This is a genomic window from Cryobacterium sp. M23 (genome assembly GCF_002929655.1).
In the GTDB taxonomy this organism is placed as follows: Bacteria; Actinomycetota; Actinomycetes; order Actinomycetales; family Microbacteriaceae; genus Cryobacterium; species Cryobacterium sandaracinum.
In genome coordinates, this window is the sequence record NZ_PJJV01000073.1 from 74,817 (window position 1) to 101,776 (window position 26,960).

General features: G+C 66.8%; 23 protein-coding genes and 1 pseudogene. 18 read left to right on the forward strand and 6 right to left on the reverse strand.

Annotated elements, in window-relative coordinates; genetic code table 11:
* Window positions 1-93 precede the first annotated feature (93 nt).
* Window positions 94-807, reverse strand: coding sequence for a CPBP family intramembrane glutamic endopeptidase (locus CXY82_RS10360; RefSeq protein ID WP_104170890.1), 714 nt, complete (start codon window positions 805-807; stop codon window positions 94-96).
* A gap of 53 nt (window positions 808-860) precedes the next feature.
* On the reverse strand, window positions 861-1,247 hold the full coding sequence (locus CXY82_RS10365) for a thiol-disulfide oxidoreductase DCC family protein (RefSeq protein WP_233199288.1): 387 nt from the start codon (window positions 1,245-1,247) through the stop codon (window positions 861-863).
* A gap of 230 nt (window positions 1,248-1,477) precedes the next feature.
* On the opposite strand from CXY82_RS10365, the gene CXY82_RS10370 reads away from it, so the two are divergent.
* From CXY82_RS10370 to CXY82_RS10420, 11 genes are all read left to right on the forward strand, one after another.
* The gene (locus tag CXY82_RS10370) at window positions 1,478-3,088 is read left to right on the forward strand and encodes an ABC transporter substrate-binding protein (protein WP_104170868.1); all 1,611 of its coding nucleotides are present in this window, start codon (window positions 1,478-1,480) and stop codon (window positions 3,086-3,088) included.
* Window positions 3,089-3,226: 138 nt separating this feature from the next.
* Complete coding sequence (locus tag CXY82_RS10375) at window positions 3,227-4,156, forward strand: ABC transporter permease (protein WP_104170869.1); 930 nt, start codon at window positions 3,227-3,229, stop codon at window positions 4,154-4,156.
* Window positions 4,146-5,093 carry an ABC transporter permease gene (locus tag CXY82_RS10380; protein WP_104170870.1) on the forward strand — a complete coding sequence of 316 codons (948 nt, stop codon included), beginning with the start codon at window positions 4,146-4,148 and terminating at the stop codon, window positions 5,091-5,093. Before CXY82_RS10375 ends, CXY82_RS10380 begins: the two co-directional genes overlap by 11 nt.
* Entirely contained in the window at window positions 5,090-6,838 is a 1,749-nt protein-coding gene (locus CXY82_RS10385; RefSeq protein ID WP_104170871.1) for an ABC transporter ATP-binding protein, read from the forward strand. The genes CXY82_RS10380 and CXY82_RS10385 overlap by 4 nt, the downstream gene beginning before the upstream one ends.
* A gap of 19 nt (window positions 6,839-6,857) precedes the next feature.
* On the forward strand, window positions 6,858-7,394 hold the full coding sequence (locus tag CXY82_RS10390) for a hypothetical protein (RefSeq protein ID WP_104170872.1): 537 nt from the start codon (window positions 6,858-6,860) through the stop codon (window positions 7,392-7,394).
* 282 nt (window positions 7,395-7,676) lie between these two features.
* Window positions 7,677-8,660, forward strand: a complete 984-nt coding sequence (locus CXY82_RS10395) for an ABC transporter permease (protein WP_104170873.1) — start codon at window positions 7,677-7,679, stop codon at window positions 8,658-8,660.
* A 1-nt stretch (window position 8,661) separates the two neighbouring features.
* Entirely contained in the window at window positions 8,662-9,612 is a 951-nt protein-coding gene (locus CXY82_RS10400; protein ID WP_104170874.1) for an ABC transporter permease, read from the forward strand.
* On the forward strand, window positions 9,605-11,818 hold the full coding sequence (locus CXY82_RS10405) for a dipeptide ABC transporter ATP-binding protein (RefSeq protein WP_104170875.1): 2,214 nt from the start codon (window positions 9,605-9,607) through the stop codon (window positions 11,816-11,818). Before CXY82_RS10400 ends, CXY82_RS10405 begins: the two co-directional genes overlap by 8 nt.
* A complete protein-coding gene (locus CXY82_RS10410) occupies window positions 11,815-13,500 on the forward strand; it encodes an ABC transporter family substrate-binding protein (protein ID WP_104170876.1) in 1,686 nt (561 codons plus the stop codon). Before CXY82_RS10405 ends, CXY82_RS10410 begins: the two co-directional genes overlap by 4 nt.
* 212 nt (window positions 13,501-13,712) lie before the next feature.
* The gene (gene typA / locus CXY82_RS10415) at window positions 13,713-15,623 is read left to right on the forward strand and encodes a translational GTPase TypA (protein ID WP_104170877.1); all 1,911 of its coding nucleotides are present in this window, start codon (window positions 13,713-13,715) and stop codon (window positions 15,621-15,623) included.
* A 134-nt stretch (window positions 15,624-15,757) separates the two neighbouring features.
* Window positions 15,758-16,198 carry a hypothetical protein gene (locus CXY82_RS10420; protein WP_134543805.1) on the forward strand — a complete coding sequence of 147 codons (441 nt, stop codon included), beginning with the start codon at window positions 15,758-15,760 and terminating at the stop codon, window positions 16,196-16,198.
* Between the two features lie 153 nt (window positions 16,199-16,351).
* Here the strand turns inward: CXY82_RS10420 and CXY82_RS10425 are convergent.
* The 3 genes and pseudogenes from CXY82_RS10425 to CXY82_RS17970 all read right to left on the reverse strand — a co-directional run.
* A pseudogene (locus CXY82_RS10425) lies at window positions 16,352-17,160 on the reverse strand (Dyp-type peroxidase); the annotation flags it as partial.
* A gap of 52 nt (window positions 17,161-17,212) precedes the next feature.
* Window positions 17,213-18,208, reverse strand: coding sequence for an EfeM/EfeO family lipoprotein (locus CXY82_RS10430; RefSeq protein ID WP_104170879.1), 996 nt, complete (start codon window positions 18,206-18,208; stop codon window positions 17,213-17,215).
* Window positions 18,209-18,402: 194 nt separating this feature from the next.
* Complete coding sequence (locus CXY82_RS17970; RefSeq protein WP_233199289.1) at window positions 18,403-18,777, reverse strand: FTR1 family protein; 375 nt, start codon at window positions 18,775-18,777, stop codon at window positions 18,403-18,405.
* A 157-nt stretch (window positions 18,778-18,934) separates the two neighbouring features.
* Here CXY82_RS17970 and CXY82_RS10440 point away from each other — a divergent pair, with 157 nt between their 5' ends.
* The 4 genes from CXY82_RS10440 (at window position 18,935) to CXY82_RS10455 (ending at window position 22,901) form a co-directional block, all read left to right on the forward strand.
* Entirely contained in the window at window positions 18,935-19,918 is a 984-nt protein-coding gene (locus CXY82_RS10440) for a PIG-L deacetylase family protein (RefSeq protein ID WP_134543797.1), read from the forward strand.
* A gap of 34 nt (window positions 19,919-19,952) precedes the next feature.
* Window positions 19,953-20,270: a ferredoxin gene (gene fdxA, locus CXY82_RS10445; RefSeq protein WP_104099174.1), complete on the forward strand. Its 318-nt coding sequence runs from the start codon at window positions 19,953-19,955 to the stop codon at window positions 20,268-20,270.
* A 7-nt stretch (window positions 20,271-20,277) separates the two neighbouring features.
* A complete protein-coding gene (dapC, locus tag CXY82_RS10450; protein WP_304481769.1) occupies window positions 20,278-21,381 on the forward strand; it encodes a succinyldiaminopimelate transaminase in 1,104 nt (367 codons plus the stop codon).
* 239 nt (window positions 21,382-21,620) lie between these two features.
* Window positions 21,621-22,901 carry a citrate synthase gene (locus CXY82_RS10455; RefSeq protein WP_369828413.1) on the forward strand — a complete coding sequence of 427 codons (1,281 nt, stop codon included), beginning with the start codon at window positions 21,621-21,623 and terminating at the stop codon, window positions 22,899-22,901.
* A 278-nt stretch (window positions 22,902-23,179) separates the two neighbouring features.
* On the opposite strand, the gene dapD is transcribed toward CXY82_RS10455, so the two are convergent.
* Window positions 23,180-24,160: a 2,3,4,5-tetrahydropyridine-2,6-dicarboxylate N-succinyltransferase gene (gene dapD, locus CXY82_RS10465; protein WP_104170882.1), complete on the reverse strand. Its 981-nt coding sequence runs from the start codon at window positions 24,158-24,160 to the stop codon at window positions 23,180-23,182.
* A 17-nt stretch (window positions 24,161-24,177) separates the two neighbouring features.
* On the opposite strand from dapD, the gene dapE reads away from it, so the two are divergent.
* From dapE to CXY82_RS10480, 3 genes are all read left to right on the forward strand, one after another.
* The gene (gene dapE / locus CXY82_RS10470; RefSeq protein ID WP_104099177.1) at window positions 24,178-25,272 is read left to right on the forward strand and encodes a succinyl-diaminopimelate desuccinylase; all 1,095 of its coding nucleotides are present in this window, start codon (window positions 24,178-24,180) and stop codon (window positions 25,270-25,272) included.
* Window positions 25,248-26,465: a hypothetical protein gene (locus CXY82_RS10475; RefSeq protein ID WP_233199290.1), complete on the forward strand. Its 1,218-nt coding sequence runs from the start codon at window positions 25,248-25,250 to the stop codon at window positions 26,463-26,465. Before dapE ends, CXY82_RS10475 begins: the two co-directional genes overlap by 25 nt.
* A gap of 63 nt (window positions 26,466-26,528) precedes the next feature.
* The gene (locus tag CXY82_RS10480; protein WP_104099180.1) at window positions 26,529-26,705 is read left to right on the forward strand and encodes a DUF3117 domain-containing protein; all 177 of its coding nucleotides are present in this window, start codon (window positions 26,529-26,531) and stop codon (window positions 26,703-26,705) included.
* Window positions 26,706-26,960: the final 255 nt, after the last annotated feature.

Below are 26,960 nucleotides of genomic sequence, written 5' to 3' on the forward strand. Positions count from 1 at the left end.
GGCCCGATTCGCGCCTTCTCGGCAAAATCTCCGTCAAATTCGCAGGCCGGCCGGCCGGCCGGCAGGTCAGGCAGGTCAGGCAGGGCAGGCAGGTCAGGCGGCGGGGGCGAGGAGCCCCGGCCACCAGGTGAGGGCGAGCGGGTACCCGACGAAGGAGACGATGTCGAGGATCCAGTGCGCAATCACGAGCGGCATCGTGCGTCCCCAACGCAGATAGCACCAGCCGAACAGCACCCCCATGGCCGCATTGCCGAAGAACGGCCCAATGCCCTGGTAGAAATGGTAGCTGCCGCGCAGAAGCGCCGAGGACACGATGATGGTCCAGGTGGACCAACCCAGCTCGCGCAGCCGGGTGAACAGGTAGCCGACCACGATCAGCTCCTCGACCAGCGCCGAGCGCAGTGCCGAGAGCACCAGGATCGGGATCGTCCACCAGAACGTGTCGAGCGGCGACGGCACGATCGCCACGGTGAAGCCGAGGGACCGCCCGGCGAGGTAGAGCCCCAGCCCGGGGATACCGATCACGAGCACCAGCCCGAAGCCGCGCAGCAGGTCGTGCCCCGGCTCCGTGAAATCGAAGCCCAGCCGCCGGAACGGACTCTGCCCCGGCAGCCACAGCAGGTAGAGCACCAGGGCCACGGCGAACAGGGCGAAGAAGATGCCCAGGAACTGATAGCTGAAGTCGAGCCATTCCCGCGGCGACTGCGACCCGTTCAGGGTCGCCGACTGCTCCGAGAGCGGCCGGGTGTCGGTCAGCCGGGCGATGATCGAAATGATCGAGTAGAGAGCGGATGCCCCGAGCGACATTCCGAGGACGATCCCCACCTCCCAGCGGAGCCCGGTTCGATTGCCGCGCGGAGTCACGCGCCCGGCCTCATCCGGCAGGCCGGTGTTCCCCCGGGCAGCCGGTGGCGGTACCGCGCCACGAGCCGGTAGCCCACTTCGGCCGCCCACGACCACGGCGGCACGGTGCCGAGCCAGCCCAAGAAGCGCATGAGCGCATTCGGCTGGTGCCGAAGCAGGGCGGCCACGGCCGCGGCGCCGCCGAAGCGGTGGTCGTCGACGACCAGCCACACCCGGGACTGGGCATCCTTCGTCGTCAGATCATAGGACGTCAGGTCGGTCCACTGGTAGGGAGCGGAAGCCGGCATGCCGGGAATCAGACGCTTCATGGTGTTCACGGAGGTCGTGCAGAACGCGCAGTCGCCGTCGAAGATCAAGAGCGGAGGGCGTGCGTGGGCGGTCACGATCATCCTCCCATCTTCCCACTGCCCGGAACGTGCAGGTTGCTGAATTCGGTGGAGGGATTGCGCGCAAGAACCTGCTGTGGCGCAACTATCCTGCGCAGTTTGTTTCGCATTTGTAACGTTTCCCCAATAGATTATGCGAAGTCCGCGCCCACTCTTTAAGGTCGGTATATCCGAGATGTCTGCTCGCCCGAGGGTCACGCGGCATTTCCCTGCGCACTGGAGGAAAATTGAAAATCAGGAGACTGGGCATACCTGCCATCGCCTTGGCTGCCGCGGGAGCCCTCGTGCTCTCCGGTTGCGCCAGCGGAGACGCCCCGGCAGAGAGTGACACCGCGGCGATCATCACCACGAACGGATCTGAGCCGCAGAACCCGCTGATCCCGACGAACACCACCGAGACCGGAGGCGGCAAGATCGCCACCTCGATCTTCGCCGGGCTCGTCTCGTACAACGCCAAAGGCGAGATCGAGAACGAGGTCGCCAAGTCGATCGAGTCCGACGACGCCCAGAACTGGACCGTCACGCTCAACGACGGCTGGGAGTTCACCGACGGCGAGGCCGTCACGGCTGACTCCTTCGTGGACGCCTGGAACTTCGGAGCGAAGTTCAGCAACGCTCAGAGCGCCTCATACTTCTTTGACAACATCGCCGGCTTCAGCTACGACGCTGACGCCGAACTGACCGGTCTGAAGGTCGTCGACGAATCCACCTTCACGGTCGAGCTGGCCTCGCCCGAGGCCGACTTCCCGCTGCGCCTCGGCTACACGGCGTTCATGCCGCTGCCCTCCGCCGCGTATGAGGACATGGAAGCCTTCGGCGAGAACCCGATCGGCAACGGCCCGTACATGCTGGCCAAAGAGGGCGCCTGGGAGCACGAGGTCGGAATCGACCTCGTCACCAACCCCGAGTACGACGGCGTGCGCAAGCCCGCCAATGGTGGCCTGAACATCGTCTTCTACGCCTCGATGGACGCCGCGTACGCGGATGTCCAGGGTGGCAACCTCGACGTGCTCGACGCCGTCCCGGACGCCGCGTTCGAGTCCTACGAGTCGGACTTCCCGGACCGCTTCGTGAACCAGCCGGCCGCCATCTTCCAGGGCTTCAACATGCCGTACTACCTCGAGCACTGGAGTGGTGAGGAAGGCAAGCTGCGTCGCGCCGCCATCTCGATGTCGATCGACCGCAAGGAAATCACGGACGTCATCTTCCAGGGCACCCGCACCCCTGCGACCGACTTCACCTCGCCGGTCATCGACGGTTACTCCGATTCCCTCAAGGGTGCCGAAGTCCTCGAATACAACCCGAAAGAAGCCAAGGCCAAGTGGGCCGAAGCCGACGCGATCGCACCCTACACCGGCACGTTCGACCTCGCCTACAACTCCGACGGCGGCCATGCCGCCTGGGTCGACGCGGTGACCAACAGCATCAAGAACACGTTGGGCATCGAAGCCATCGGCAAGCCGTACCCGACGTTCGCTGCGGCGCTCGACGACCGTTCCGCCGACAAGCTGACCGGTGGAACCCGCGCCGGCTGGCAGGGTGACTACCCGTCGCTGTACAACTTCCTCGCTCCGCTGTACCAGACCGGTGCCGGCTCGAACTACGAGGACTACACCAGCGAAGAGTTCGACGCGCTGCTCAAGGAAGGCGCGGCCGCGTCCTCCGTCGAGGACGCCACCGCGAAGTACCAGGAAGCACAGGAAGTCCTCCTCGCCGACCTTCCCACGATCCCGCTCTGGTACTCCAACGTCAGTGGCGTCTGGTCCGAGTCGGTCGAGAACGTCGTCTTCGGCTGGGACTCCGTGCCGATGTACACCGACATCACCAAGATCGAGTAGCTCTCATTCAACCAGCTCGTCAGCAGTAAACAGATAACACGTGTGGGGTTCGGGGCATACAGCCCCGGACCCCACACGTGACTAGACTCAACCAGTGATTGTGAATTTCATGTACATACGTTCCGGCTTGGGGACCTGATGATCTGGTATACCGGCAAACGCCTGCTCCAGATGATCCCGGTGTTTTTCGGTGCGACACTCCTGATCTACTTCATGGTGTTCTCTCTTCCCGGAGACCCCATCGCGGCCCTGTACGGCGATCGGCCCCCGGCTCCCGGAGTGATCGAGCAGATCCGCGCCCAGTACAACCTGGACAAGCCGTTCATCGTTCAGTACTTCATCTACATCGGCAACTTCTTCCAGGGTGACCTGGGCACCACCTACTCCGGTCGCCCGGTGAGCGACGTGATGGCGAAGGCTTTCCCGATCACCGCCCGCCTGGCTCTGCTCGCCCTCGCCATCGAAGCCTTCTTCGGCATCCTCGTCGGCCTCGTCGCGGGACTCCGCAAGGGAAAGCTCTTCGACAGCAGCGCCCTTGTCGTCAGCCTCCTGCTGATCAGCGTTCCCACGTTCGTGATCGGCTTCGTGCTGCAGTACGTATTCGCGGTGCAACTCGGCTGGGCCCGCACGACGGTGAGCAGCGAAGCTCCCCTCAGCGAACTCCTGCTGCCGGCCCTCGTGCTGGCCTCCGTCTCCTTCGCCTATATCGTGCGGCTCACGCGGGCGAGCGTCTCCGACAACCTCAACGCGGACTTCGTGCGCACCGCCACAGCCAAGGGGCTCTCCCGCCGCCGCGTCGTGGGCGTGCACGTGCTGCGCAACTCCCTGGTCCCGGTCGTCACCTTTCTCGGAGTCGACCTCGGCTCCCTGATGGTCGGTGCCATCGTCACCGAGGGCATCTTCAATATCAACGGCGTCGGCGGCACCGTCTACAAGGCGATCAAGCTCGGCGAGGGACCCACCGTGGTGTCGTTCATCGCGGTGATGGTCGTGATCTTCGTGCTGGCCAACCTGCTCGTCGACCTCCTCTACGCAGCCCTGGACCCGAGGATTCGCTATGCCAAATAAGAACCCGAACGCGCAGACGCATTACGTCGCCGAGCTGGAAGAAACCCCGGTCGAAACCGTCGACCGCCTCGACGAATCTCAGAAGGCCCGCAGCACCTGGGCGGATGCCTGGGACGCCATGCGCGTGCGGCCCACCTTCTGGATCTCCTCGGCCCTGATCCTCCTGATTGTCATCGTCGCCCTGTTCCCAAGCCTGTTCGCCCAGGTCTCGCCCAGCCAGTGCGACCTCGGCGACAGCCACGGCGGGCCGGGAGACGGACATCCGCTCGGCTTCACCCGGCAGGGCTGCGACATCTACGCCCGGATCATCTTCGGCACCCAGGCCTCGGTCACCGTCGGCCTGCTCGCCACGATCCTGGTCACCTTCACGGGGATCGTCGTCGGCTCTCTCGCGGGTTACTACGGCGGCCTGCTCGACGCGATCGTCTCCCGCATCGGCGACATCTTCTTCGCCGTCCCCACCGTTCTGGGCGCGATCGTGCTCATGTCGGTGCTGCCGGAGCGCACCCCGGTCACCATCGCGCTGGTGCTGTCACTCTTCGCGTGGCCGCAGATCGCGAGAATCATGCGCGGCGCCGTGCTCTCGGCCCGCAACTCGGACTACGTCACGGCATCCGTCGCCCTGGGCGTCAGCAAGTTCCGGATTCTGCTGCGCCACGTCATTCCGAACTCGATCGCCCCCGTGATCGTGATCGCCACCGTCTCGCTCGGCACGTTCATCGTGGCCGAGGCCACCCTGTCGTTCCTCGGCATCGGTCTCCCGCCGGGCATCATGTCCTGGGGTAACGACATCGACGCCGCCAAGAGTTCGCTCCGCACCAACCCGCAGGTGCTGCTCTACCCCGCGGCGGCCCTGTCCGTGACAGTTCTCGCGTTCCTCATGCTGGGCGACGTCGTGCGCGACGCCCTTGACCCCGAAGCGAGGGCCCGCCGATGAGCCAGACCGTCATCGAACCCATCAGCGAGAGCGCCGACGCCTCTAACGAGCCTTTGCTCCAGATCCGCGACCTCGAGGTCGGATTCCAGACCCAGCACGGCCTCGTCCCGGCGGTGCGCGGGGTCAGTCTGAGTCTCTACGCGGGCCAGACACTGGCGATCGTGGGGGAGTCCGGCTCGGGCAAGACCACGACCGCGCAGGCCATCATCAAACTTCTCGCCGGCACCGGCAAGATCACGGCCGGGCAGATCCTGTTCGAGGGCCGCGACCTCGCGGGGCTGTCGGACAAGCAGATGCAGGATGTGCGCGGCCGCCTGATCGGCTACGTGCCGCAGGACCCGATGAGCAACCTGAACCCCGTCTGGAACATCGGTTTCCAGGTCGAGGAGGCCATCAAGGCCAACAATGTGGCCCAGGGCAAGGCTGCGCACGAGCGCACCATCCAGGTGCTGCAGGAGGCCGGCCTCAGCGACGCCGCAGACCGCCTCAAGCAGTTCCCGCACCAGTTCTCCGGCGGCATGCGCCAGCGCGTCCTGATCGGCATCGGCCTGACCGCTCGGCCGAAGCTCCTGATCGCGGACGAGCCCACCTCGGCGCTCGATGTCACGGTGCAGCGTCAGATCCTCGACCACCTCGGCACCCTCACCCGGGACTACGGCACGTCGGTGCTGTTCATCACCCACGACCTCGGCCTCGCGGCCGAGCGGGCCGAACAGCTCGTCGTGATGTACAAGGGCAAGGTCGTCGAGTCCGGGCCGTCGCAGGAGATCCTCGCCAACCCGCAGCATCCGTATACCCAGCGTCTCGTGGCTGCGGCTCCGAGCCTGGCGTCGCGTCGCATCCAGTCGGCCAAGAACGACGATTCGGACGGGGCTGAGATCTTCTCGGGTGGATCACTCGACACCACCCTCGTCGCCCGCGCCGCCGAGCGGGAGCCGGCGGCCGAGGCGAAAGACCTCATCAAGGTTCAGAACATCTCCAAGATGTACCGCATCCGCACCAAGGGTCTGAGGTACAACGAGCTGCTGGCCGTCAACGACGTCTCCTTCGCCATCAAGAAGGGCACCACCACGGCGCTCGTCGGCGAATCCGGGTCGGGCAAGTCGACGGTGGCCAAGCTCATCCTGCAGTTGGAGAGCATCACCAGCGGGCAGATTGAATTCGACGGCCAGGATGTCGCCGGCCTTAAGGGGGCGGCGCTGCTCAAGTTCCGGCGCCGCGTGCAGCCGGTCTTCCAGGACCCGTACGGCTCACTGGACCCGCAGTACAACGTGGGCAACACGATCGCGGAGCCGTTGCTGGCCCACAAGATCGGCAACGCCGCGGAACGTCAGGCCCGCGTGCGCGAGCTGCTTGACCAGGTCTCCCTGCCCTGGGCCACCCGGTACCGGTACCCGAGCGAACTGTCCGGTGGGCAGCGCCAGCGCATCGCCGTGGCGCGCGCCCTGGCCCTCAAGCCGGACGTGCTCGTGCTCGACGAGGCGGTCTCCGCCCTCGACGTGCTCGTGCAGGGACAGATCCTCAACCTGCTCACCGAGCTGCAGACTGAACTGGGCCTGACCTACCTGTTCATCACGCACGACCTCGCGGTCGTGCGGCTCGTCGCCGACAACGTCTGCGTCATGCAGAAGGGCAAGATCGTCGAGACCGCGTCCACGGACGAGGTCTTCGACAGGCCTCGCGAGGCCTACACCCAGGAGCTGCTCGCGGCCATCCCCGGCGGCAACTTCCAGTTTGGCCGCTGACCGGATTCCGGGGGGCGGGATGACCGTCCTCCGGTCACCGGCCTCGGTGGCGGTCTTCGCCGCCCTGGTTGTCCTCTGTGCCGCGCTGCTGGTCGACGCTGCCGTTCGCGGGCGCTGGGACACGGCGCTGGCCGCCGTGCCCGCCGTGGCGTTGATCGTCTGGGGCGCCTGGCTGATCTTCGCGCGGCCCTGCCTGGGACTGAACCACCACGGGCTGTCCATCGTCAACGTGCTGAGCACGACCGAGGTGCCCTGGGGTGAGGTGGACGACATCGTGCTTCGGCACCAGGTCGTCGTGGTGACCCGGTCGGGCGAGCGTCTGGTGTGCTGGGGTGCGCCGGCGACCTCCCGGGCGGCCGGACAAATACGGGAGTCCAGCGGGCGCATCAGCGGATCAGCCGCGCACCGGGCCATCCGCGGCTTCTGGTACCGGCACGAGGCTCCGCAGCGCGCCGGGGAGCGATTTGTGCGCCGCTGGCATCGACGGTCGTTCCTGGTCGGCGCCGTGCTCGTCCTCGGGCCGGCCGTTCAGCTGGCGTGGTCGGCGCTGGCCTGAATTCTCTGGTTGCGCCTGAGCTTTGCTCAATGACAGATCGTTTTCTTGCGCATTGTGCCCGCAAAGTTTCGAAACTGTTACATTTTCTGTCTGAAAGTGCCCCAGACTGGCATCTGGGGCAGAGTCGCTTCACGCAGGCATAGGCTCTCCCCTCAAGCACACGAGAACAGTTCCTTCCCCCGGTATCCCGGCGGGGGGAACGATGGGGGAGTTTTCATGGTTTGGAATTGTTGCACGCTGCTGGTCGCCGTTCCCGGCGCCCTGGTCTGATCCGCGGCCCCCATGGTCTTCTACATTTTCCGGCGCTTCGTCAACTATTTCTTCCTGTCGATGATCGCGACCTGCCTCGCGTACATCGTGTCCAGCCTGGCGCTCGACCCGGCGGCCAAGTATTACGGCCGCAACCCGCAGCCGTCGCAGCAGACCATCGACAACATCCTGAACGGTCTCGGCGTCAACCCCGATGTGCCGGTGCTGCAGCGGCTCTGGGACTGGCTCGTCAACATCGTCGTGCACGGTTCGCTGGGCGCCGGGGTCAACGGCGTCTCGATCGGCGACCAGATCATCTCCCGTGCCGGGGTCAGCCTGCGGTTGCTCCTGATCGGATCGCTGATCGGGGCCATCGTCGGGGTGACGCTCGGAGTCTGGGGTGCCGTGCGCCAGTACAAACTGAGCGACCAGGTCGTCACGTACGGCTCCTACCTGATCTTCGCCACCCCCACCTTCGTCATCGGCGTGCTGCTGATGATCGGTGCTACGGCGCTGAACGGCGCGGCGGGTATGCAGCTGATCACCTTCACCGGGGAATACTCGGCCGGGCTCACCGGCTCGTGGTGGGAACTCGCACTCGACCGCGGCATCCACCTGCTCCTGCCGACCATCGCCCTGGTGCTGATCGGGGCGGCGGGCTACTCGCGCTACCAGCGCAGCGTCATGCTCGACGTGCTGTCGGCCGACTTCATCCGCACCGCCCGGGCCAAGGGGCGGTCGCGCAATTCGGCCCTGGTGCGTCACGGGGTGCGCGTGGCCCTCATCCCCATGTCCACGTTCTTCGCCTACAGCTTCGGCACCCTGGTCTCGGGCTCGATCATGCTCGAGATCGTCTTCTCCTTTCATGGGATGGGGGAGTTCGCCCTCAACGCGATCAGCCAGAACGACATCAACGCGGTCGCCGGCACGACGCTGTTCGTGGCGATCCTGATCCTGTTCTCATCGACGCTCTCCGAGGTGCTCTACGCCGCGCTCGACCCGAGAGTGAGGAACTGAGATGTCCCTGGTCGAAGAAACCAACGCGGAACTGGGCACACCGCTCGTTCCGCTGCTGCCCGGTTCTCCCGCCGCTCTGGCGGCGCGGCCAGCCCGGCCGCGCTCCCGCGGCCGCCTCATCTGGCGCCGACTCACCCAAACCTCCCGCTTCTGGGGCGGGGCGATCGCGATCGCGTTCATCCTCGCCTGGGCGCTGCTCGGACCCGTGTTCTACCCGTTCGACGCCGTGCAGCGCGACCCGCTGAACATGGGCCTCGGGCCTACCCAGCTGCACTGGTTCGGAACCAACGGCATCGGCCAGGACCTCTACGCCCAGACCCTGGTCGGGTTGCAGAAATCGCTGGTCATCGGGCTCATCGCCGGCCCCCTCGGCACCATGATCGCCGCCGTCGTCGGCTCCGTTGCCGGCTACCTGGGAGGAGTAATCGACCGCGTGCTCGTCTGGTGCATCAACCTGCTTCTGGTGCTGCCGTCCTTCATCCTGCTCGTGATCCTGAGTCCGCTGTTCAAGGGGCTCTCCTGGGTGTTCCTCACCGTCTTCATCGCCGGCTTCAGCTGGATGATCATGGCGCAGGTGGTGCGGTCCCAGACCAGGTCGCTGCGTGACCGAGACTTCGTCAAGGCGTCCCGGTACATGGGTGTGCCCATGCGCAAGATCCTCGGCCGGCACATCATCCCGAACGTGGCGTCGCTGCTGATCATCGACGCGACCCTCGGCGTGGTGGCGGCAATCCTGGCCGAGACCAGCCTGAGCTACTTCGGCTTCGGCATCCGCGCTCCCGACGTATCCCTCGGCACGCTGCTGGCCGAGGGAACGAGCGCCGCCGTGACCCGGCCGTGGATGTTCGTCTTCCCGGCGGGTGTGCTCATCGTGACCCTGTTCGCCGTCAGCCTCATCGGCGACGCCCTGCGCGACGCCGTCGACCCAACCTCGGGAGTCAACCGTGACTAACCTTCTGACGAACGAGATCCCGGCCGACAAGTTTCGCACGGATGCCCCACTCCTGGAGGTCACGGACCTCTCGGTCACGTTTCCCCAGCGCGGCGGCCCGTCGGTCCAGGCGGTGCGCGGCATCAGCTACCAGGTGCACAGGGGCGAATTCCTCGGCATCGTGGGGGAGTCCGGCTCGGGGAAATCCGTCTCCTCGCTGGCGTTGATGGGGCTGCTGCCCAGTTCGGCGCAGGTCACCGGCAGCATCACGTTCGCCGGCCGGTCGCTGCTGGAGATGAATGACCGCCAGCTCTCCCGCATCCGTGGCCAGGAGATCTCGATGATTTTCCAGGATCCGCTGTCGGCGTTGACCCCGGTGTACACCGTGGGTGACCAGATCGCCGAAGCCCTGCTGCTGCACGATGCCGCGCTGAGCAAGCGCGCCGCCGCGGCCCGGGCGATCGAGCTGCTCCAGATCGTCGGCATCCCGGCGCCGGAACGGCGGGCCCGGGCCTTTCCGCACGAGTACTCCGGCGGCATGCGCCAGCGCGCCATGATCGCCATGGCCATCGCCAACGACCCGCTGCTGATCATCGCCGACGAGCCGACGACGGCCCTGGACGTCACCATCCAGGCGCAGATCCTCGATGTGCTCGAGAAAGCAAAGTCCCTGACCGGTGCCGCCGTCGTTCTCATCACCCATGACTTGGGGGTGGTGGCCGGCCATGCCGACCGCCTCGCGGTGATGTACGCGGGCAAGCTCGTGGAGAACGGCCTTACCGACGAAGTCTTCGCCTCCCCGCACATGCCCTACACGATCGGCCTGCTCCGCTCGGTGCCCAATATGCAGACGGCCGGCACCCAGCGGCTGGTCCCGCTCGAGGGCCGTCCGCCTTCGCTCACGGCGCTGCCGCGCGGCTGCCCGTTCGCAGCCCGGTGCCCGATCGCCGTCGACGCCTGCCTCGACACGGAACCGGTACTTCGCAACCACGCACAGGCCGCACCCGGTGCGCCCGTGGTCGGCCCGGGCGAGGCCACCCACGTCGCCGCCTGCCACCGCTCGGCCGAGATCGCGGCCGGTGCGCTGACCCGCCCCGACATATTTCCCCGGCCGGAACCGCTGGCCGTGGAGCACCAGGAGAAGAACCGCGCCGCCCAGCCGGTCCTGAGAGTCACCGGCCTGGTTCGCCATTTCCCGCTCACCAGAGGCGGGGTGTTCTCCCGGCAGATCGGCACCGTGCGTGCCGTCGACGGGGTGTCGTTCTCGGTCCAGCCCGGCCAGACCCTGGGTCTGGTCGGCGAGTCCGGTTGCGGCAAGACGACGACCATCCTCGAGATCCTCGAGATGACGAAGCCGCAGGCCGGTCAGATCCTGGTCGACGGCCAGGATGTCTCCACCCTGGGTCGCGCCGACCTGCTCCGGTTGCGGAAGGACGTACAGATCGTCTTCCAGGACCCGATGGCCGCCCTCGACCCGCGGATGCCGATCGGCGACATCATCGCCGAGCCGCTCACCGTTCACGGCGTGAAGCCCGGGGCCCGGCGCGCCCGGGTCGCCGAGCTGCTCGACCTGGTCGGGCTCGACCCGATGATGGCCGACCGCTACCCGCACGAGTTCTCCGGCGGCCAGCGGCAGCGGGTCGGGATCGCCCGCGCCCTCGCCACGAACCCCCGGCTCGTCGTGCTCGACGAACCGGTGTCCGCGCTCGACGTGTCCATCCAGGCCGGGGTCATCAACCTGCTCGAAGACCTCAAGGAACAGCTCAACCTCTCCTACCTGTTCGTGGCGCACGACCTGGCCATCGTGCGCCAGATCGCCGACACCGTCGCCGTCATGTACCTGGGCCGGATCGTCGAGTACGGGCCGGTGGCCGAGGTCTTCGCGCACCCGCGGCATCCGTACACCCAGGCGCTGATCTCGGCGGCCCCGATCCCGGACCCCGTGATCGAGCGCAGCCGAACGCGGATGCTGCTGGAGGGTGACCTGCCCAGCCCGACGGAGCAGATCGACGGCTGCAATTTCCGCAGCCGCTGCCCGCTCTACACCCTGCTCCCGCCGCAGAAGAAAGCGATCTGCGAGAGCATCGACCCGCTGCTCGCCCAGACCGGCACGGTGGAGACGGCCTGCCACCACGTGGAGCACAGCGCTCTCCTCCCCGCGGCCGTCCAGCCCCCAACCTCCCTGACCAGAAATAGTTCCCACCAAGAAAAGGAGAATCACCCATGAAACGGAAAAGTACTGTTTTTGCAGCACTCGCCGTTCTGAGTGCGTCCGCCCTGTTGCTCACGGCGTGCGCTCCCGGAAACACCGCAGAGGACTCGCCCGAAGCGAGCGAAAGCAAGGCCCTTCCCACCACGGCGTGGCAAGTCGTCGCCGCCGGGGACGTGCAGGATGGCGGAACGCTCAACCTCTCCATCGGGTCTCTACCCTCGAACTGGAACATCTACCAGGTCGACGGCAACGAGGCCGACACTGTCACCACCGTTGCACCGACCACCGGCGGCCCGATCCGGGTCGCGGCCGATGGAACCAGCACGGTCGACCCGAACTACGCCACCAGCGTCGAGGTCGTCAGCGACGATCCTCAGGTCATCGAGATCAAGCTCAACCCGGCCGCGGTCTGGGAAGACGGCACCCCGATCACGTACAAGGACTACGTGGCCACCTGGACGGCCATGAACGGCACCAACGAGGAGTATTCCCCGGCCTCCACGGCCATCTTCGACCAGATCAGCGCGATCGAATCCACCGGAACCGACTTCGATTTCACGGTCACGTTCGACTCGATCAACGCCGACTGGGCGTCGATCTTCACGAGCGTGCTGCCGGCCAGCGTCACGTCCACGCCTGAGGCCTTCAACACCGGCTACGTCACCACGCCGGTGCCTTCCTCCGGTCCGTTCGTCATCTCCAACATCGACGCCACCGGCCAGGTCGTCACGCTGACCCGCAACCCGCTGTGGTGGGGCGAGGCAGCCAAGCTCGAGACCATCATCGTCAAGGTCATCAGCGGCGCATCGGCAGCCACGTCGTTCGGCAACTCCGAAACCGACGTGCTCTACATCTCGTCGAACGCCGACGCCTACCAGACGGCTGAGAAGCGCGCGGATGCCGAGATCCAGGCATCCGGTGGCCTCACCTGGACCCACGTCACCATGAACGGCTCGAAGGGCCCGCTCGCGGACGTCGAACTGCGGCGCGCCATCGGCCACGCCATCAACCGCGGTCTCATCTCCGAGTCGGCCAACACGCCGGTCGGCACCGACGCCACCACCCAGGGCAGCTTCATCTTTATGCCGGGTCAGAAGGGATATGAAGACAACGTGGGCGACGCAATCGGCTACGACGTGGCCGCGGCCGAGAAACTCCTCGACGACGCCGGCTACAGCGCCGGGGACGACGGAATGCGCGAGAAGGACGGCACGGCTCTCGAGCTGTCCATCACCGTGCCGGCGGACACCCCCACGAACAAGCAGCGTGCCGTGCAGGTGCAGGCTGACCTCAAGGAGGTCGGCATCGCCGTCGAGCTGAACGAGGTTCCCGCCGCGAAGTACTTCTCCGACTACATCATCCCGGGCGATTTCGAGATGACCAGCTTCTCCTGGGTCGGCACTCCGTGGCCGATCTCCTCGAGCGAGGCGCTGTTCTCCCCGGTGGACTCCGAGTCGAACTTCACCGGAATCACTGACGAGAAGCTCTCCGCTCTCTTCGACGAGGCCAACACGGAGCTCGACACCGACAAGCGCATCGTCATCGCCAACGAGATCGACACGGTCCTCGCCGCGTATGTGCCCATCATCCCGATCGCGCCGCTGCCGAACGTGTACGCCGTGAAGTCCGGCCTCGTCAACTACGGGGCCACCCAGTTCGAAACGGTCGACTGGTCCATCGTCGGCTGGAAGAAGTAGGCGGACACACCCGCAACACAGCACGGAGGACGCGACGGGGACTTCAGCCCCGCCCCGTTTTTCGTGCCCCGAATCGGGATCCGAGGGACTCTCAGCCCTCGGACGGGGAGAGTGCGGTAGGATTGTCCGTTGGGTCGGACTTTGACCACACACATCCATTCTTCGTCGCATGCGGTACTTTGCGGCATCCATTCTTCGTAAGGATTTACTTCATGGCGATTGCCACGCGCGATAACCTCCGAAATGTCGCGATCGTAGCCCACGTTGACCACGGCAAGACCACGCTGGTCGACGCGATGCTCCAGCAGACCAACTCGTTCGCCGAGCACTCACACACCGAAGAGCGCGCCATGGACTCGAACGAACTCGAGCGCGAAAAAGGCATCACCATCCTCGCCAAGAACACGGCGATCTCCTACAAGGGCATCCACGCCAAGGATGGCCCCATCACCATCAACGTGATCGACACCCCCGGCCACGCCGACTTCGGCGGTGAGGTCGAGCGCGGCCTCTCCATGGTCGACGGTGTTGTGCTTCTCGTCGACGCCAGTGAGGGTCCGCTGCCGCAGACCCGCTTCGTGCTGCGCAAGGCGCTCGAGGCCCACCTGCCCGTCATTCTCCTGGTGAACAAGACTGACCGTCCCGATGCTCGCATCGACGAGGTCGTCGAGGAAAGCCAGGACCTGCTCCTCGGCCTCGCGAGCGACATGGCCGACGATGTGCCCGACCTCGACCTCGACCTGGTTCTCAACGTGCCCGTCGTCTACGCGTCCGGCCGTAACGGGTCCGCCAGCCTCAACCGTCCCGAGAACGGCCAGCTGCCCGACAACGAAGACCTCGAGCCGCTCTTCGCAGCGATCCTCGAGCACATTCCGGCGCCGGTCTACGACGACCAGCACCCGCTGCAGGCCTGGGTAACCAACCTCGACTCCTCGCCGTTCCTCGGCCGTCTCGCACTGTTGCGCATCTTCCAGGGCACCATCAAGAAGGGCCAGACGGTCGCCTGGATCAAGCACGACGGCACTATCGCAAATGTGCGTGTCACCGAGCTCATGATCACCAAGGCGCTCGACCGCTACCCAACCGAGAGCGCCGGCCCCGGCGACATCGTCGCCGTCGCCGGATTCGCCGACATCACCATCGGTGAGACCCTGGCCGACCCAGAGGACCCGCGCCCGCTGCCGACCATCACGGTCGACGACCCGGCCATCTCGATGACGATCGGCACCAACACCTCGCCGCTCATCGGCAAGGTCAAGGGCCATAAGCTCACCGCGCGCATGGTCAAGGACCGTCTCGACAAGGAGCTCGTCGGCAACGTCTCGCTCCGCGTTATCGACATCGGACGCCCGGATGCCTGGGAAGTCCAGGGCCGAGGCGAACTCGCCCTCGCCATCCTGGTGGAGCAGATGCGACGCGAAGGCTTCGAGCTCACCGTCGGCAAGCCGCAGGTCGTCGTCAAGCGCGTCGACGGCAAGATTCACGAGCCGTACGAGCACCTCACTATCGACTCGCCGGAAGAGTACCTCGGCGCGATCACCCAGCTGCTCGCCGCCCGCAAGGGACGCATGGAGAACATGGCGAACCACGGCACCGGCTGGGTCCGCATGGAATTCATCGTTCCGTCGCGTGGCCTGATCGGATTCCGCACCGAGTTCCTCACGGACACCCGCGGCACCGGTATCGCCAACGCCATCTTCCACGGCTACGAGGCCTGGGCCGGCACGATCACCACTCGTACCAACGGCTCGATCGTCGCCGACCGGTCCGGCGTGGTCACGCCGTTCGCGATCATCGCTCTGCAGGAGCGCATGTCGTTCTTTGTCAACCCGACCGAAGAGGTCTATGAGGGCATGGTCATCGGCGAGAACTCGCGCGCCGACGACATGGACGTGAACATCACCAAGGAGAAGAAACTGACCAATATGCGTCAGTCCACCTCCGACACGTTCGAGTCGATGACCCCGTCCAAGCAGCTCACGCTCGAGCAGTGCCTCGAGTTCGCCCGTGAAGACGAATGCGTCGAGGTCACCCCGGCCGTCGTGCGCATCCGCAAGGTCGAGTTGGCCGCCTCGGCACGTCAGCGCAACGTCTCGCGTCTGAAAAAGCAGGACGCGAACTAACCGTCGCCACCGTGCGGCTGAGCAGCCGCGACGAGCGAAACCGTAGGGGTGTGATTATGGTTTTCCATAGTGCTGCCCCTGCGGTTTTGCGCTTTTAAGCACGGGAACGATCGAACCGAAGGATGGGATCCCTGATGCAGTTGAACCGAGTACGTGTGCTGGCCGTGACCTTGGCCGTTGCGGGCGTGGCCCTGCTGTCCGGATGCTCCGGCGAGGCCGTCGGCTCCGCGGTCGACGGCGCGGTGAACGAGGCAACCGGAGGCGATGTCAGCCTGGGCGGGCAGCTGCCCGAGGGCTGGCCGGAGGAGATCCCCGTGATTGACGGGGATCTCGGTTTCGGGGCAGCGAACACCGCGGACGCCGGCCGGGGCTGGGTCGTCACCGTCACCACCAGCGCCGCGGACCCGCTGGCCGACGCCACGGCGATGCTCGAGGCTGCCGGTTTCAGCGCCGACAACGCCGCCACCGCGAACGTCGGCGATGCCGGCGTCGCGGCCCTGACGAACGAGACCTGGTCGGTGGTCGTCGCCGGCACTCCCGAGGGTGTGCTCTACACGGTGTCCCCGGCCGCCTAGCTGAGAACCAATTCGACGGAGATTCTTTCGAAAAACGACTGTTTCGTTGTGTTCGGGCGCGGTTTGGGCAAAATCTCCGTCGAATTCTTTCGGGCCGGAGTTGCTGCACCGGGTCAGGCCGACCGAAAGGCAGGCTCACTCAGCCGCGGGGGATCAGGCGAAGAGGGCCGACCCGACGTGGCGGATGTACTCGTTCGGAGCGTCGTGCCGGGCCAGGCGCACGTGCGCTGCTGCGCCGATCAGCGGCAGGTCTGCCTGGTCGGTGAGGGTGAAGTCCGGAGCGGTGAACTCCGTGCGGCCCGACAACGGGGCACCCTCGCCCTTCTTGCGGCCGAACACGGCCTCCTGCTCGCGCAGGATGGTGCGGTCCCAGGAGTCGATGGTCATCCGGATGCGCCGGGCCACCAGATAGGAGCCGCCGGCCAGCCAGGCGGGCCCGTCTCCGGCGCCGACCCAGACATGGTCGGCGGCGGCATCCGGCTCCTCTGCCGTGATAGTGGATGTGCCGTCCTTGAAACCGAAGAGGTTGCGCGGCGTGGCCTGCGCCGTACTCGTCGAGGAAGTGGGTCCGAACCCCAATTGAGTCCAGCGGAAGGCCGCGCGCCCGAAGGCGATGCGGGAGAGGTTGCGGCTGGCGTGCACGGCCACCTGCGGGTCGTCCGCGCAGGCCTGGATGCAGAGGTCGCCGCCACTCCGTCCCGGCTCGAGCCTGTCCCCGGGGAAGTGCGGCATTCGACCAGCTCGACCGGGCTCCGACTCCCGATGCCGAAACGGTCGGGGCCGTCGATGCTCTCGAACAGGCTCGGGCCGAACCCGAACGTGATCGTCAGCCCGGAGGCCGGCAGGCCGAGCGCCTCGCCGATGTCACGCCCCATAGCCATGGCGGCGGCGGCATCGGTCCGGTCGCGGAGCAGCTCGATCAACCCGGACCTGGTGGTGCCCGCGGAAACGTCGAACGCCGAGGCCGAGCAGCTCGCGGCGTGACAGGCCGCGCGACTGCTGTCGCCCGGTCACCTAGAGCACCAGGGTTGCGGTCCGCTGGTTGAGCGGTTCGCCGAGGGTGTTCACCTGACGGGCGAGGGCCTTGATCTCGGCCTCGCTCAGCTCGGTGTACAGGGTGAAGCCGTCGCCGACGCGCTGGGCGTCCAGCAGTGTCTGCAGCGCGGCGAACTCGGTGTCGAGGCTATCGGCGCGGGCGGCATCCTTGTCGACCAGGATGTCCCGCACGCCGGCGTAGAGCACCGCGGCACCGTCGACGTTGGCCTGGAAGTCCCAGAGGTCGGTGTGCGACCAGAACTCCTCCTCGCCGGTGACCTTGCCGGTGGCGACCTCGTCGAGAAGGCCGATCGCGCCGTTGGTCTGCTGCGACAGCGTGAAGGAGAGGGTCTGCACTTCCTCGTTCAGGGTCGCGGTGTCCTGCATCAGGCGGTCGGCGAGGCGTCGGCGCTCCGCGGCCGGATAGGCGAGAAAACCGGCCTCGGCGTCGGCCGGCCAGAGGTCCTTCTCGATTGCGTGCCAGTCGGTGCCGGTGACCAGCTGGGCCACCTGATCGCGCACAGAGGAGGCGTCGTTGACGTTGGCGGTCTCGATCTGCGCCTCGAGGTCGTCGTCGACCGCGACGACCTGGTCGGAGGCGGTGACGATGAAGCCGGCCTTGCCGATCCCGTCACCGGTCATGCCGGGCTTGCAGGCGGTGACGTATTCGCCGGCGGCCAGCTGCACGACCAGGTCGCGGGTGAGTCCCTGACCGATGTTCTCGGCCTCGCCGTCGATGTGCAGGCCGTCATCGGCGAGCAGGTAGAACTCCGTGACCTGGTCGCCCGGGTTGGTGATGCTGAAGCTGAGGTTGCCGGCGGGGGCTTCCTCGGCCGAGACGGTGCAGGCATCCGCGCTGCTGTCGACCGTGAGGGACGCCCCGGCGGAACCGGCCGGGGCGTGGGCGACGCAGCCGGTGAGGACGAGCAGGCCGAACGCGGAAACTGCGGCGAGGGGAACGAGGCGGGCGTTCATAGGAGTCCCTAGCACAAGGTTCGGGAAGGGGCTGGGTCAGCGGGGAGCGCCGCGGCGTGCTCGGACGCGGGGCTGGTGCTGGGGGTGCCAACGGTGCCGGTGCGGCCGGCCACTGCGGGGTGGTCCCGCCGGCTCGTCAGGATGAAGAGGGTCAGCGCGGGCACCAGATAGGCGAGCCAGACGGCCAGTTCGAGCTAGGTGGTGCCCGGCGAGAAGTTGACGAAGGCGACGACCACGAGGCCGAGCCCCGAGCCCACAAGGGACCGGTCGATGCCGCACCGGAGTTGGCCGGACAGGGTGCGGGCTCGCGCCAGCATCCAGAACACCATCCAGGTCACGCGGCCCGTCGCCACGATCGACAGCACGCCGCCGATGGCCTCCTGGGACGTGAACGACAGGCCGTAGGTGCCGTAGGTGAGCTGCGCGCCGATGCCGAGCGCCAGCAGCACGGCGAGGCTGCATCCGGCCCGGATACGCCGGAGCACGTCTCGGCGGCCGACCTTCCCGACGTAGGCCACGAGGATGGTCACGATGAGGGCGACTTCGAGGCCTTCACGGAGGCCGATCACGTAATTGTGCGAGCACAAGGCTTCCTGGGTTTGAGGAAGAAGTTTGGTAAGGCTAACCTTAGTGTCTTGACTCCAGCTTCGGTTCTGCGATCGTGTCCAGCTATCATTCATGCGCGGGTGTCCGCCCGTCCCAACTCCGTGGAGCTCAGCAATGGTCATGTCCGGCAGCGCAGAACGAGTCGTGTTCGTGCACGACCGGCCCGGTCAGGAATCCCTTCTGACCGGCGGAACCATCGCCCGGCTGCGGTCAGACGACGCCGAGGTCGTCGTTCTGTTCGGCTCCACGGACTCCCACTTCGCGGACGACTCCGACGTGCGCGCAGCCATGGCGGCGCTCGACGTAAGCGACTGGCGGATGCTGCCCGCTGCATCCGGGGCGCAGTCACTGGCCGAGGCCGTCGCCGACGTGCTCGCGGACGTGCACGCCACCGCGGTCGTGATCGGCGCCGACGACGACACCCTCCGCCGAGCGGCCGCCGGGGCCGCCGACAGCCTGAATGTGCCGGTCTTCGAGCACCGCCAGGTGACGGATGCCGTCGGCCAGCGGCTGGTCGCGATCGATGTGAGCGGCCAGGTAGACCAGAAGCTGCGCGCCCTCGCCGCGTACGCGCGCCGCTGGAGCGTCACCGACTACACCGTCGTGCCGGTCGAGTCGGTGGCAGCGTCCGACCCGGCCGACCCGGCGGACCGCCCGGTCACGATCGGTGGCACCGAGACCTTCCTGCGGCTGCCCCCGGCGCACGCTCCCGACCCGGACGCGACCCCCGGGCTGCTCAGCCGCGGCCTGGCCGCGGTCGTCGCCCTCCTGACCGGGGCCGCCTTCGGCGTGCTCGGCACGATCGCGCACCAGGCCACCCTCCCAATCGGGCCCGTGACGATCCCGATCGGGCTGATCCTGGCCCTGGCCGGAATCGTGACGCTCCTGGCAGGTCTCCGTCTGATGCTGGGGGACCGCCTGGTCGTCTTTTCCTGCGCGATCGGCCTCCTCGGCACGATCTTCATCCTGTCTCTGCGCAGCACCGGCGGCTCTGTCCTGGTCCCCCAGGGGATTCCGGGTTTGCTCTGGACCGTCGTGCCGACCCTGGTGGCCACGATCGTGCTGGCCTGGCCACGAATCCCGGCCCGTCCGCGTTCGGCATAGACTGGATATTCGCTCGTGAAGGGAGCCCTCCAACGTGACATACGTCATTGCTCTGCCGTGCGTCGACGTGAAGGACCGCGCTTGCGTCGACGAGTGCCCGGTCGACTGCATCTACGAGGGTGACCGCTCGCTCTACATCCACCCCGACGAGTGCGTCGACTGCGGTGCCTGCGAACCGGTCTGCCCGGTCGAGGCCATCTACTACGAGGACGATGTGCCCGAGCAGTGGGCCGAGTACTACAAAGCCAACGTCGAGTTCTTCGACGACATCGGCTCGCCCGGCGGGGCGGCCAAGGTCGGCGTGATCCATAAGGACCACCCCATCATTGCCGTGCTGCCTCCCCAGGTCTGATTCAGCCGTGCTGAAGCCGCTCCCCGACTACCCGTGGGACCAGATGGTCCCCTTCGCCGCCCGGGCCCGGGCCCATGCGGGCGGCATCGTCGATCTGTCGATCGGTTCGCCGGTGGACCCGACGCCCGAGGTCATCCGCCGAGCGCTGGCCCAGGCCACCGACGCCCACTCTTACCCGCAGACCGCCGGCACGCCGGAGCTGCGGCGGGCGATCATCGACTGGTACGAGCGCCGGCGCGGCGTCACCGGCCTCACCGAGAAGAACGTGCTGCCGACCATCGGGTCGAAGGAGATAGTGGCCCTGCTGCCCTTCATGCTCGGGTTCGGCGAGGGTGACACCATTGTGCATCCGCTTGCCGCGTACCCGACGTACAGCATCGGCGCGGCCATGGCCGGAGCGGACGCCCTCGCCGCCGACGACCCCGCCGACTGGCCCGAGACGACGAAGCTGGTGTGGCTGAACAGCCCGGGCAACCCGGATGGCCGGGTTCTCTCGGTCGACGCGCTGCGCACGGCCGTCGCGCGCGCCCGGGAACTCGGCGCGGTGATCGTCTCCGACGAGTGCTACGCCGAGCTCGGCTGGACCGACGGGTGGGATGCCCGGCCGACCCCGAGCATCCTGGACCCCCGCGTCCTCGGGCAGGACCGGCACGATGTGCTCGCGCTCTACTCCCTGAGCAAGCAGTCGAACATGGCCGGCTACCGCGGCGCGTTCGCGGCCGGCTGCGCGGACCTGCTTGCCCGGGTGCTGACCGTGCGCAAGCACGCCGGCCTCATGCTTCCCGCGCCGCTGCAAGCCGCCATGGTGGCCGCGCTCGGCGACGACGAACACGTCATCGTGCAGCGTCGGCGCTACCAGGCGCGCCGCGAGGTGCTGCTGCCCGCACTGGTGGCGGCGGGCTTCCGCATCACCCGCAGTGAGGCCGGGCTTTACCTCTGGGCGACCGAGGGGCGCCCCGCCTGGGAATCGATCGGGCGGCTCGCCGAGCGGGGTATCCTCGCCGGACCCGGTCCGTTCTACGGCGACGGCTACCCGAGACACGTGCGCTTCTCCCTCACCGCCACGGACGAACGCATCGCGGCGGCTGCGACTCGGTTGCACGCTGGCTAATGCCCCATTTTCGGGAAATGTCAACTCTCTCCAATGAAGAGTGGACATTCTTGGTGGATGCAACAGTAGGCGGTTGCGGCCATTAGGCTGTATCCGCGTTGACGTCTCCAGACACATCGGTGTGCTGTGGCCCATCGCCACAGACGGTCAGCCACCAGACGGTTAGGTAGTGATATCCAGTGACACTCAGTCAGACCCAGGGAGCCGCCGTGAGCGACATCGCCGAGCGAACGCCATCCATCGAACCCAAGCAGGCGACACTGTCGTTCCCCGGCGGATCCGCCGAGTTCCCGATCGTGCGCGGCACGGCCGGCGCCTCCGGCATCGATATCTCGACGCTGACCCGCAAATCGGGTCTGATCACCCTCGACTCCGGGTTTGTGAATACCGCCGCCACGCGGTCGGCGATCACGTTCATCGACGGCGAGAAGGGCATCCTGCGCTACCGGGGCTATCCGATCGAGCAGATCGCCCAGAACTCCAACTTCCTCGAGACCGCCTGGCTGTTGATTTACGGTTCCCTTCCTAGCGCGAGCGAACTCGAGGCCTTCGGCACGCGCATCCGTCGGCACACCCTGCTGCACGAAGACCTGCGCCGCCTCTTCGACGTGCTGCCGTACAACGCGCACCCGATGGCCGTGCTCTCCGCCGGCACCTCGGCGCTGGCCGCGTACTACCAGGATGCGCTCGAGCCCAACGACCCGGAGCAGGTCGAGCTGGCCACCGTGCACCTGCTCGCCAAGCTGCCCGTGATGGCGGCGTACGCCTACAAGAAGAGCATCGGCCAGGCATTCCTGTATCCCGACAACTCGCTCGGCTACGTGGACAACTTCCTGCGGCTGATCTTCGGCACACTCGCCGAGCCCTACGAGGTGAACCCGGTCGTCAGTAAAGCCCTCGAGCGCCTGCTGATGCTGCACGAGGACCACGAGCAGAACGCGTCGACCTCGACCGTTCGCCTGGTCGGCTCCACTGAGGCGAACCTGTTCGCGTCGGTCTCCGCGGGCATAAACGCGCTTTCCGGGCCGCTGCACGGCGGCGCCAACGAGGCCGTGCTCAAGATGCTGGGCGAGATCAAAGCATCCGGCGAAGGCGTCGAGAAGTTCGTTGAACGGGTCAAGAACAAAGAACAGGGCGTTCGCCTGATGGGCTTCGGCCACCGGGTGTACAAGAACTACGACCCGCGGGCGACCCTGGTCAAGGAGAGCGCCGACGAGGTGCTCGCCGCACTGGGCGTCAAGGACGACCTGCTGGACATCGCCAAGGAACTCGAACACATCGCGCTCAACGACGACTACTTCCGGGAGCGCAAGCTCTACCCGAACGTGGACTTCTACACCGGCGTCATTTACAAGGCGATGGGCTTCCCGACCAGCATGTTCACGGTACTCTTCGCGATCGGCCGGTTGCCCGGCTGGGTGGCGCACTGGCGCGAGATGAACGAGGACCCCACGACCAAGATCGGTCGCCCGCAACAGCTCTACATCGGGTCGCCGGCCCGCGATTTCCCGCGCCGCTAGCCGCCGCGAGGCACCGCGCGCCCCCGCTGCCGGGATCGAACCAATTCGACGGAGATTCTGCCGAAAATGCCGGTTTCCGACCTGTTTAGGGCGATTTCGAGCAGAATCTCCGTCGAATTCGTCAGGGACCTGGGGCTGTAGTCAGGCGGCGCCTCGGCGATGATGGTCGGGTGCGTCGGTTCCCCTGCCACTCCCTTGCGACTGGCAGCGTACTCAGCGGAGGCGCCGCCGTGCGGGTTGTTTCGGTCGCGCTCGAGCGTCGGACCGGCCGCCCGGCGTCAGGCGTGCAGCTGGGCGTTCAGCACGATGCCTGTGCCGGTGCGCGCCAGCACCTCGACCGCGCCCGAGACCGAGTTGCGGCGGAAAAGCAGGTTCGCGACCCCGGAGAGTTCGACGGCCTTCACCGACGGCGTCGTGCCGTCGGCAGTGCGCGGCTGGCCCGGCAGCAGCACCTTGGTGCCGGCGGTCACATAGAGCCCCGCCTCGACGACGCTGTCGGCGCCGATCGAGATGCCCACCCCGGAATTGGCCCCGAGCAGGGCCCGTTCGCCGATGGACACCCGTTCGGTACCGCCGCCGGAGAGCGTGCCCATGATGGAGGCACCGCCGCCGATGTCGGCGCCGTCACCCACGACGACACCCTGAGAGATCCTGCCCTCGACCATCGAGGTGCCGAGGGTACCGGCGTTGAAGTTGACGAAACCCTCGTGCATCACCGTGGTGCCGGGGGAGAGGTACGCCCCGAGACGCACCCGGGACGCGTCCGCGATCCGCACCCGGTCGGGCGTGACGTAGTTCAGTAGCGGCGGGAACTTGTCGATTCCGGTCGTCTGGATGCCGTGGCGCTGCAGGGCAGGCCGCAGTCGGGTGAAGTCGGCGGGTAGCATCGGACCGGCATTCGTCCAGACCACGGCGGGCAGGTAGCCGAAGATGCCGTCGAGGTTGAGGGTGTTCGGGCGCACCAGCAGGTGCGACAGCAGGTGCAGGCGCAGGTAGGCATCCGACGTTCCGGCAGGCGCAGCGGTGAGGTCGATCTCGATCGTCACGGCCTCGATCCGCACCATTCGCCTCTGGTCCACCCCGGCGAATTCCTCGAGTTCAGACGGCACGATCCAGCGGTCGCGGCTGGCCGGCAGGGTTCCGAGCCGAGGTTCGGGGAACCAGGTGTCCAGCACCGTGCCGTCGCCGGCGACGGTGGCGAGGCCGTAGCCCCACGCGTTCGAGGGGGAAACGGATGTCGGGGGCACGGCGGAGGTCATGGCTCTAGGTTAGTAGAGTGCCCCAAAACACCGTGAACCTGGACCTGTCCGCGACCTCGATCGAGCTCACCCGGGCGCTCTGCGACCTCGAGTCGGTGTCCGGTAACGAGGCCGCCATCGCAGACGCGGTGGAACGCGCGCTGGCCGGGTACCCGCACCTCGACATCATCCGCGACGGCGACACCGTCGTCGCCCGCACCAACCTGGGTCGGGCCCAGCGCGTGATCATTGCCGGCCACCTCGACACGGTCCCGCTGAACGACAACCTGCCGACCCGGTTCGAGACCATCGATGGCGTCGACTATCTCTGGGGCCGCGGCACCGTCGACATGAAGGCCGGCGTGGCCGTGCAGCTGAAGCTGGCCGCCGAACTGACCGCGTCCAGCGTCGACGTAACGTGGATGTGGTACGACCACGAGGAGGTTTCCGACGACCTCAACGGCCTCGGCCGCCTCGCCCTCAACCGGCCCGACCTTTTCGCGGGCGACTTCGCCATCCTCGGTGAGCCCACAAACAGCCAGATCGAGGGTGGCTGCAACGGCAACGTGCGCGTGGAGATCCGCACCTTCGGGCTGCGCGCCCACTCCGCCCGCAGCTGGGTCGGAGACAATGCCATCCACAAGATCGGGCCCGTCATCGACATCCTGGCGGCCTACGAGCCGCGGCAGGTCGAGGTCGAAGGCCTCGTCTACCGCGAAGGCCTCAACGCCGTCGGCATCGGCGGCGGCATCGCCGGCAACGTCATCCCCGACGAGTGCATGGTGCACATCAATTATCGGTTCGCCCCCAGCCGTACCTCGGCGGAGGCCATCGTGCACCTGGAGGAGCTCTTCGCGGGCTACGAGATCACCGTCGTCGACCGGGCCGAGGGTGCCCGGCCGGGCCTGGACGCCCCGCTGGCCCTGCAGTTCCTGACCGCGGTCGGCGGCGAGGCCAAGCCCAAGTACGGCTGGACGGATGTCGCCCGCTTCTCCGCCCTGGGCATTCCCGCCGTCAACTACGGCCCCGGCGACCCGCTGAAGGCCCACGCCGACGACGAACGCGTCGCCCTGGCGCAGATCACGGACTGCGAGGACGGCCTTCGCGCGTGGCTGACCACAAGCGTCGGGTAGCCGTGGCGTCGTCCGGCTGGAAGGCCGGCTACCGGCTCACGCCGTGGTGGGCCCTGGTCGCCCTGATCTGGGCCGCGTCCCGGCTCGTCACGACCACCCTGGTGCTACTGCTCGCGAATGTGCAGGGCGCCAACCCGTGGACGGGCGCGTCACCCGGCTACGCGGAGTTCGCGAACATGTGGGACGCCCGCTGGTACAACATCGTCGCCGTCGCGGGCTACCCGTCGACACTGCCGCTCACCGCCGGCGGGGAGATCGCGGAGAACGCCTGGGCCTTCATGCCCGGCTACCCGGTGGTCGTGCGCCTGCTGATGGTGCTCCTCGGGCAGCCGTGGGCACCCGTGGCCGTATTCGTGTCCCTGGCCGCCAGCCTCGGCGCCGCCCTGCTGTTCTACCGGCTGATGCGCACTGTACAGGCCTCCGGGACGGCGTTGTTCGCGGTGGTGCTGTTCTGTGTGGCCCCGATGTCGCCCGTGCTGCAGTTCGGTTATGCCGAGTCGCTGTACCTCTTCCTGCTCACGTTGGCTCTTCTCCTGCTGCTCGAGCGGCGGTATGTGCTGCTGTTCCCGGTGATCGCCGTGATGGCGCTGACCCGGCCCAGCGGCCTGGCCTTCGCGCTCGCCCTGGGGCTGCACGTCGTGCACCGCTGGCTTGCCCGGAAACAAGACCCGTTTTCGGTGCGCGAACGGTTGCTGGCGTCATCCGTTGCCGTGTTCAGCGGCATTTCCGGCCTGGCCTGGCCGGCCATCGCCTGGGTCGCCACGGGGTCGATCACGGCCTACACCGACACCGAGCTGGCCTGGCGGTCGGCCTACATCGGCTACCAGGAGCTCGTTCCGTTCACCGCCTGGTTCCAGGGCGGTGTCTGGTGGCTCGGGATGCCGCTGGGCATCATCGTTGTCTCGGGGCTCATCCTGGCGTTCGGCCTGACCCTGTTGCTGCCGGCGGTGCGCCGACTGGGCACGGACCTGCGGTTCTGGCTCGCCAGCTACGGCCTCTACCTGCTGGCGGTGTTTTTCCCGCAGTCGAGCACCTTCCGCCTGCTGATGCCGATGTTTCCGTTGTTGGGTGCCGTGGCGCAGCCGCGGAGCGCCGTGTACCGGGTGGGCATCGTGCTGCTGTTCATCGCCGGACAGTGGGGCTGGCTCCTGCTGTGCTGGGGGGTCTACGGAGCGGACTGGACACCTCCCTAATTACAGTCTCAGCCCGTAATGGCAGATAATGGAAGTTCAGACGAATGAATGGAAGGGGAGTTCATGGCGGCCATGAAGCCAAGGACCGGAGACGGGCCAATGGAGGCTGTAAAAGAGGGGCGCCTTATCATCGTGCGTGTTCCGCTCGAAGGTGGAGGCCGACTTGTCGTCTCTGTGAACGACGCTGAAGCCAAAGAGCTTCACGATGCCCTCGCCGGTGTAGTCCAGCCGACCGTATAGTTCCAGGATCGGCCGCGCAGCTCAGGCTGTGCGGCCGATCTTTTTTGCCGACCTGGAGCGGATGAGTTTCCCGCGGACAGCCGTCGCACCGCCCGTAGGAGGTACCCGTCACCAGGCCCGCCACTCGCATCCGTCGGCACGTAAATGCGGAGAATTTTAGGAAACGCCGGTTTGGGCGCCTGGGGTGACCCGGTGTTTCCGGACAGTCCTCCTGAATTCAGGATTGGATAGACAAATGGAACACGAGAAACACAA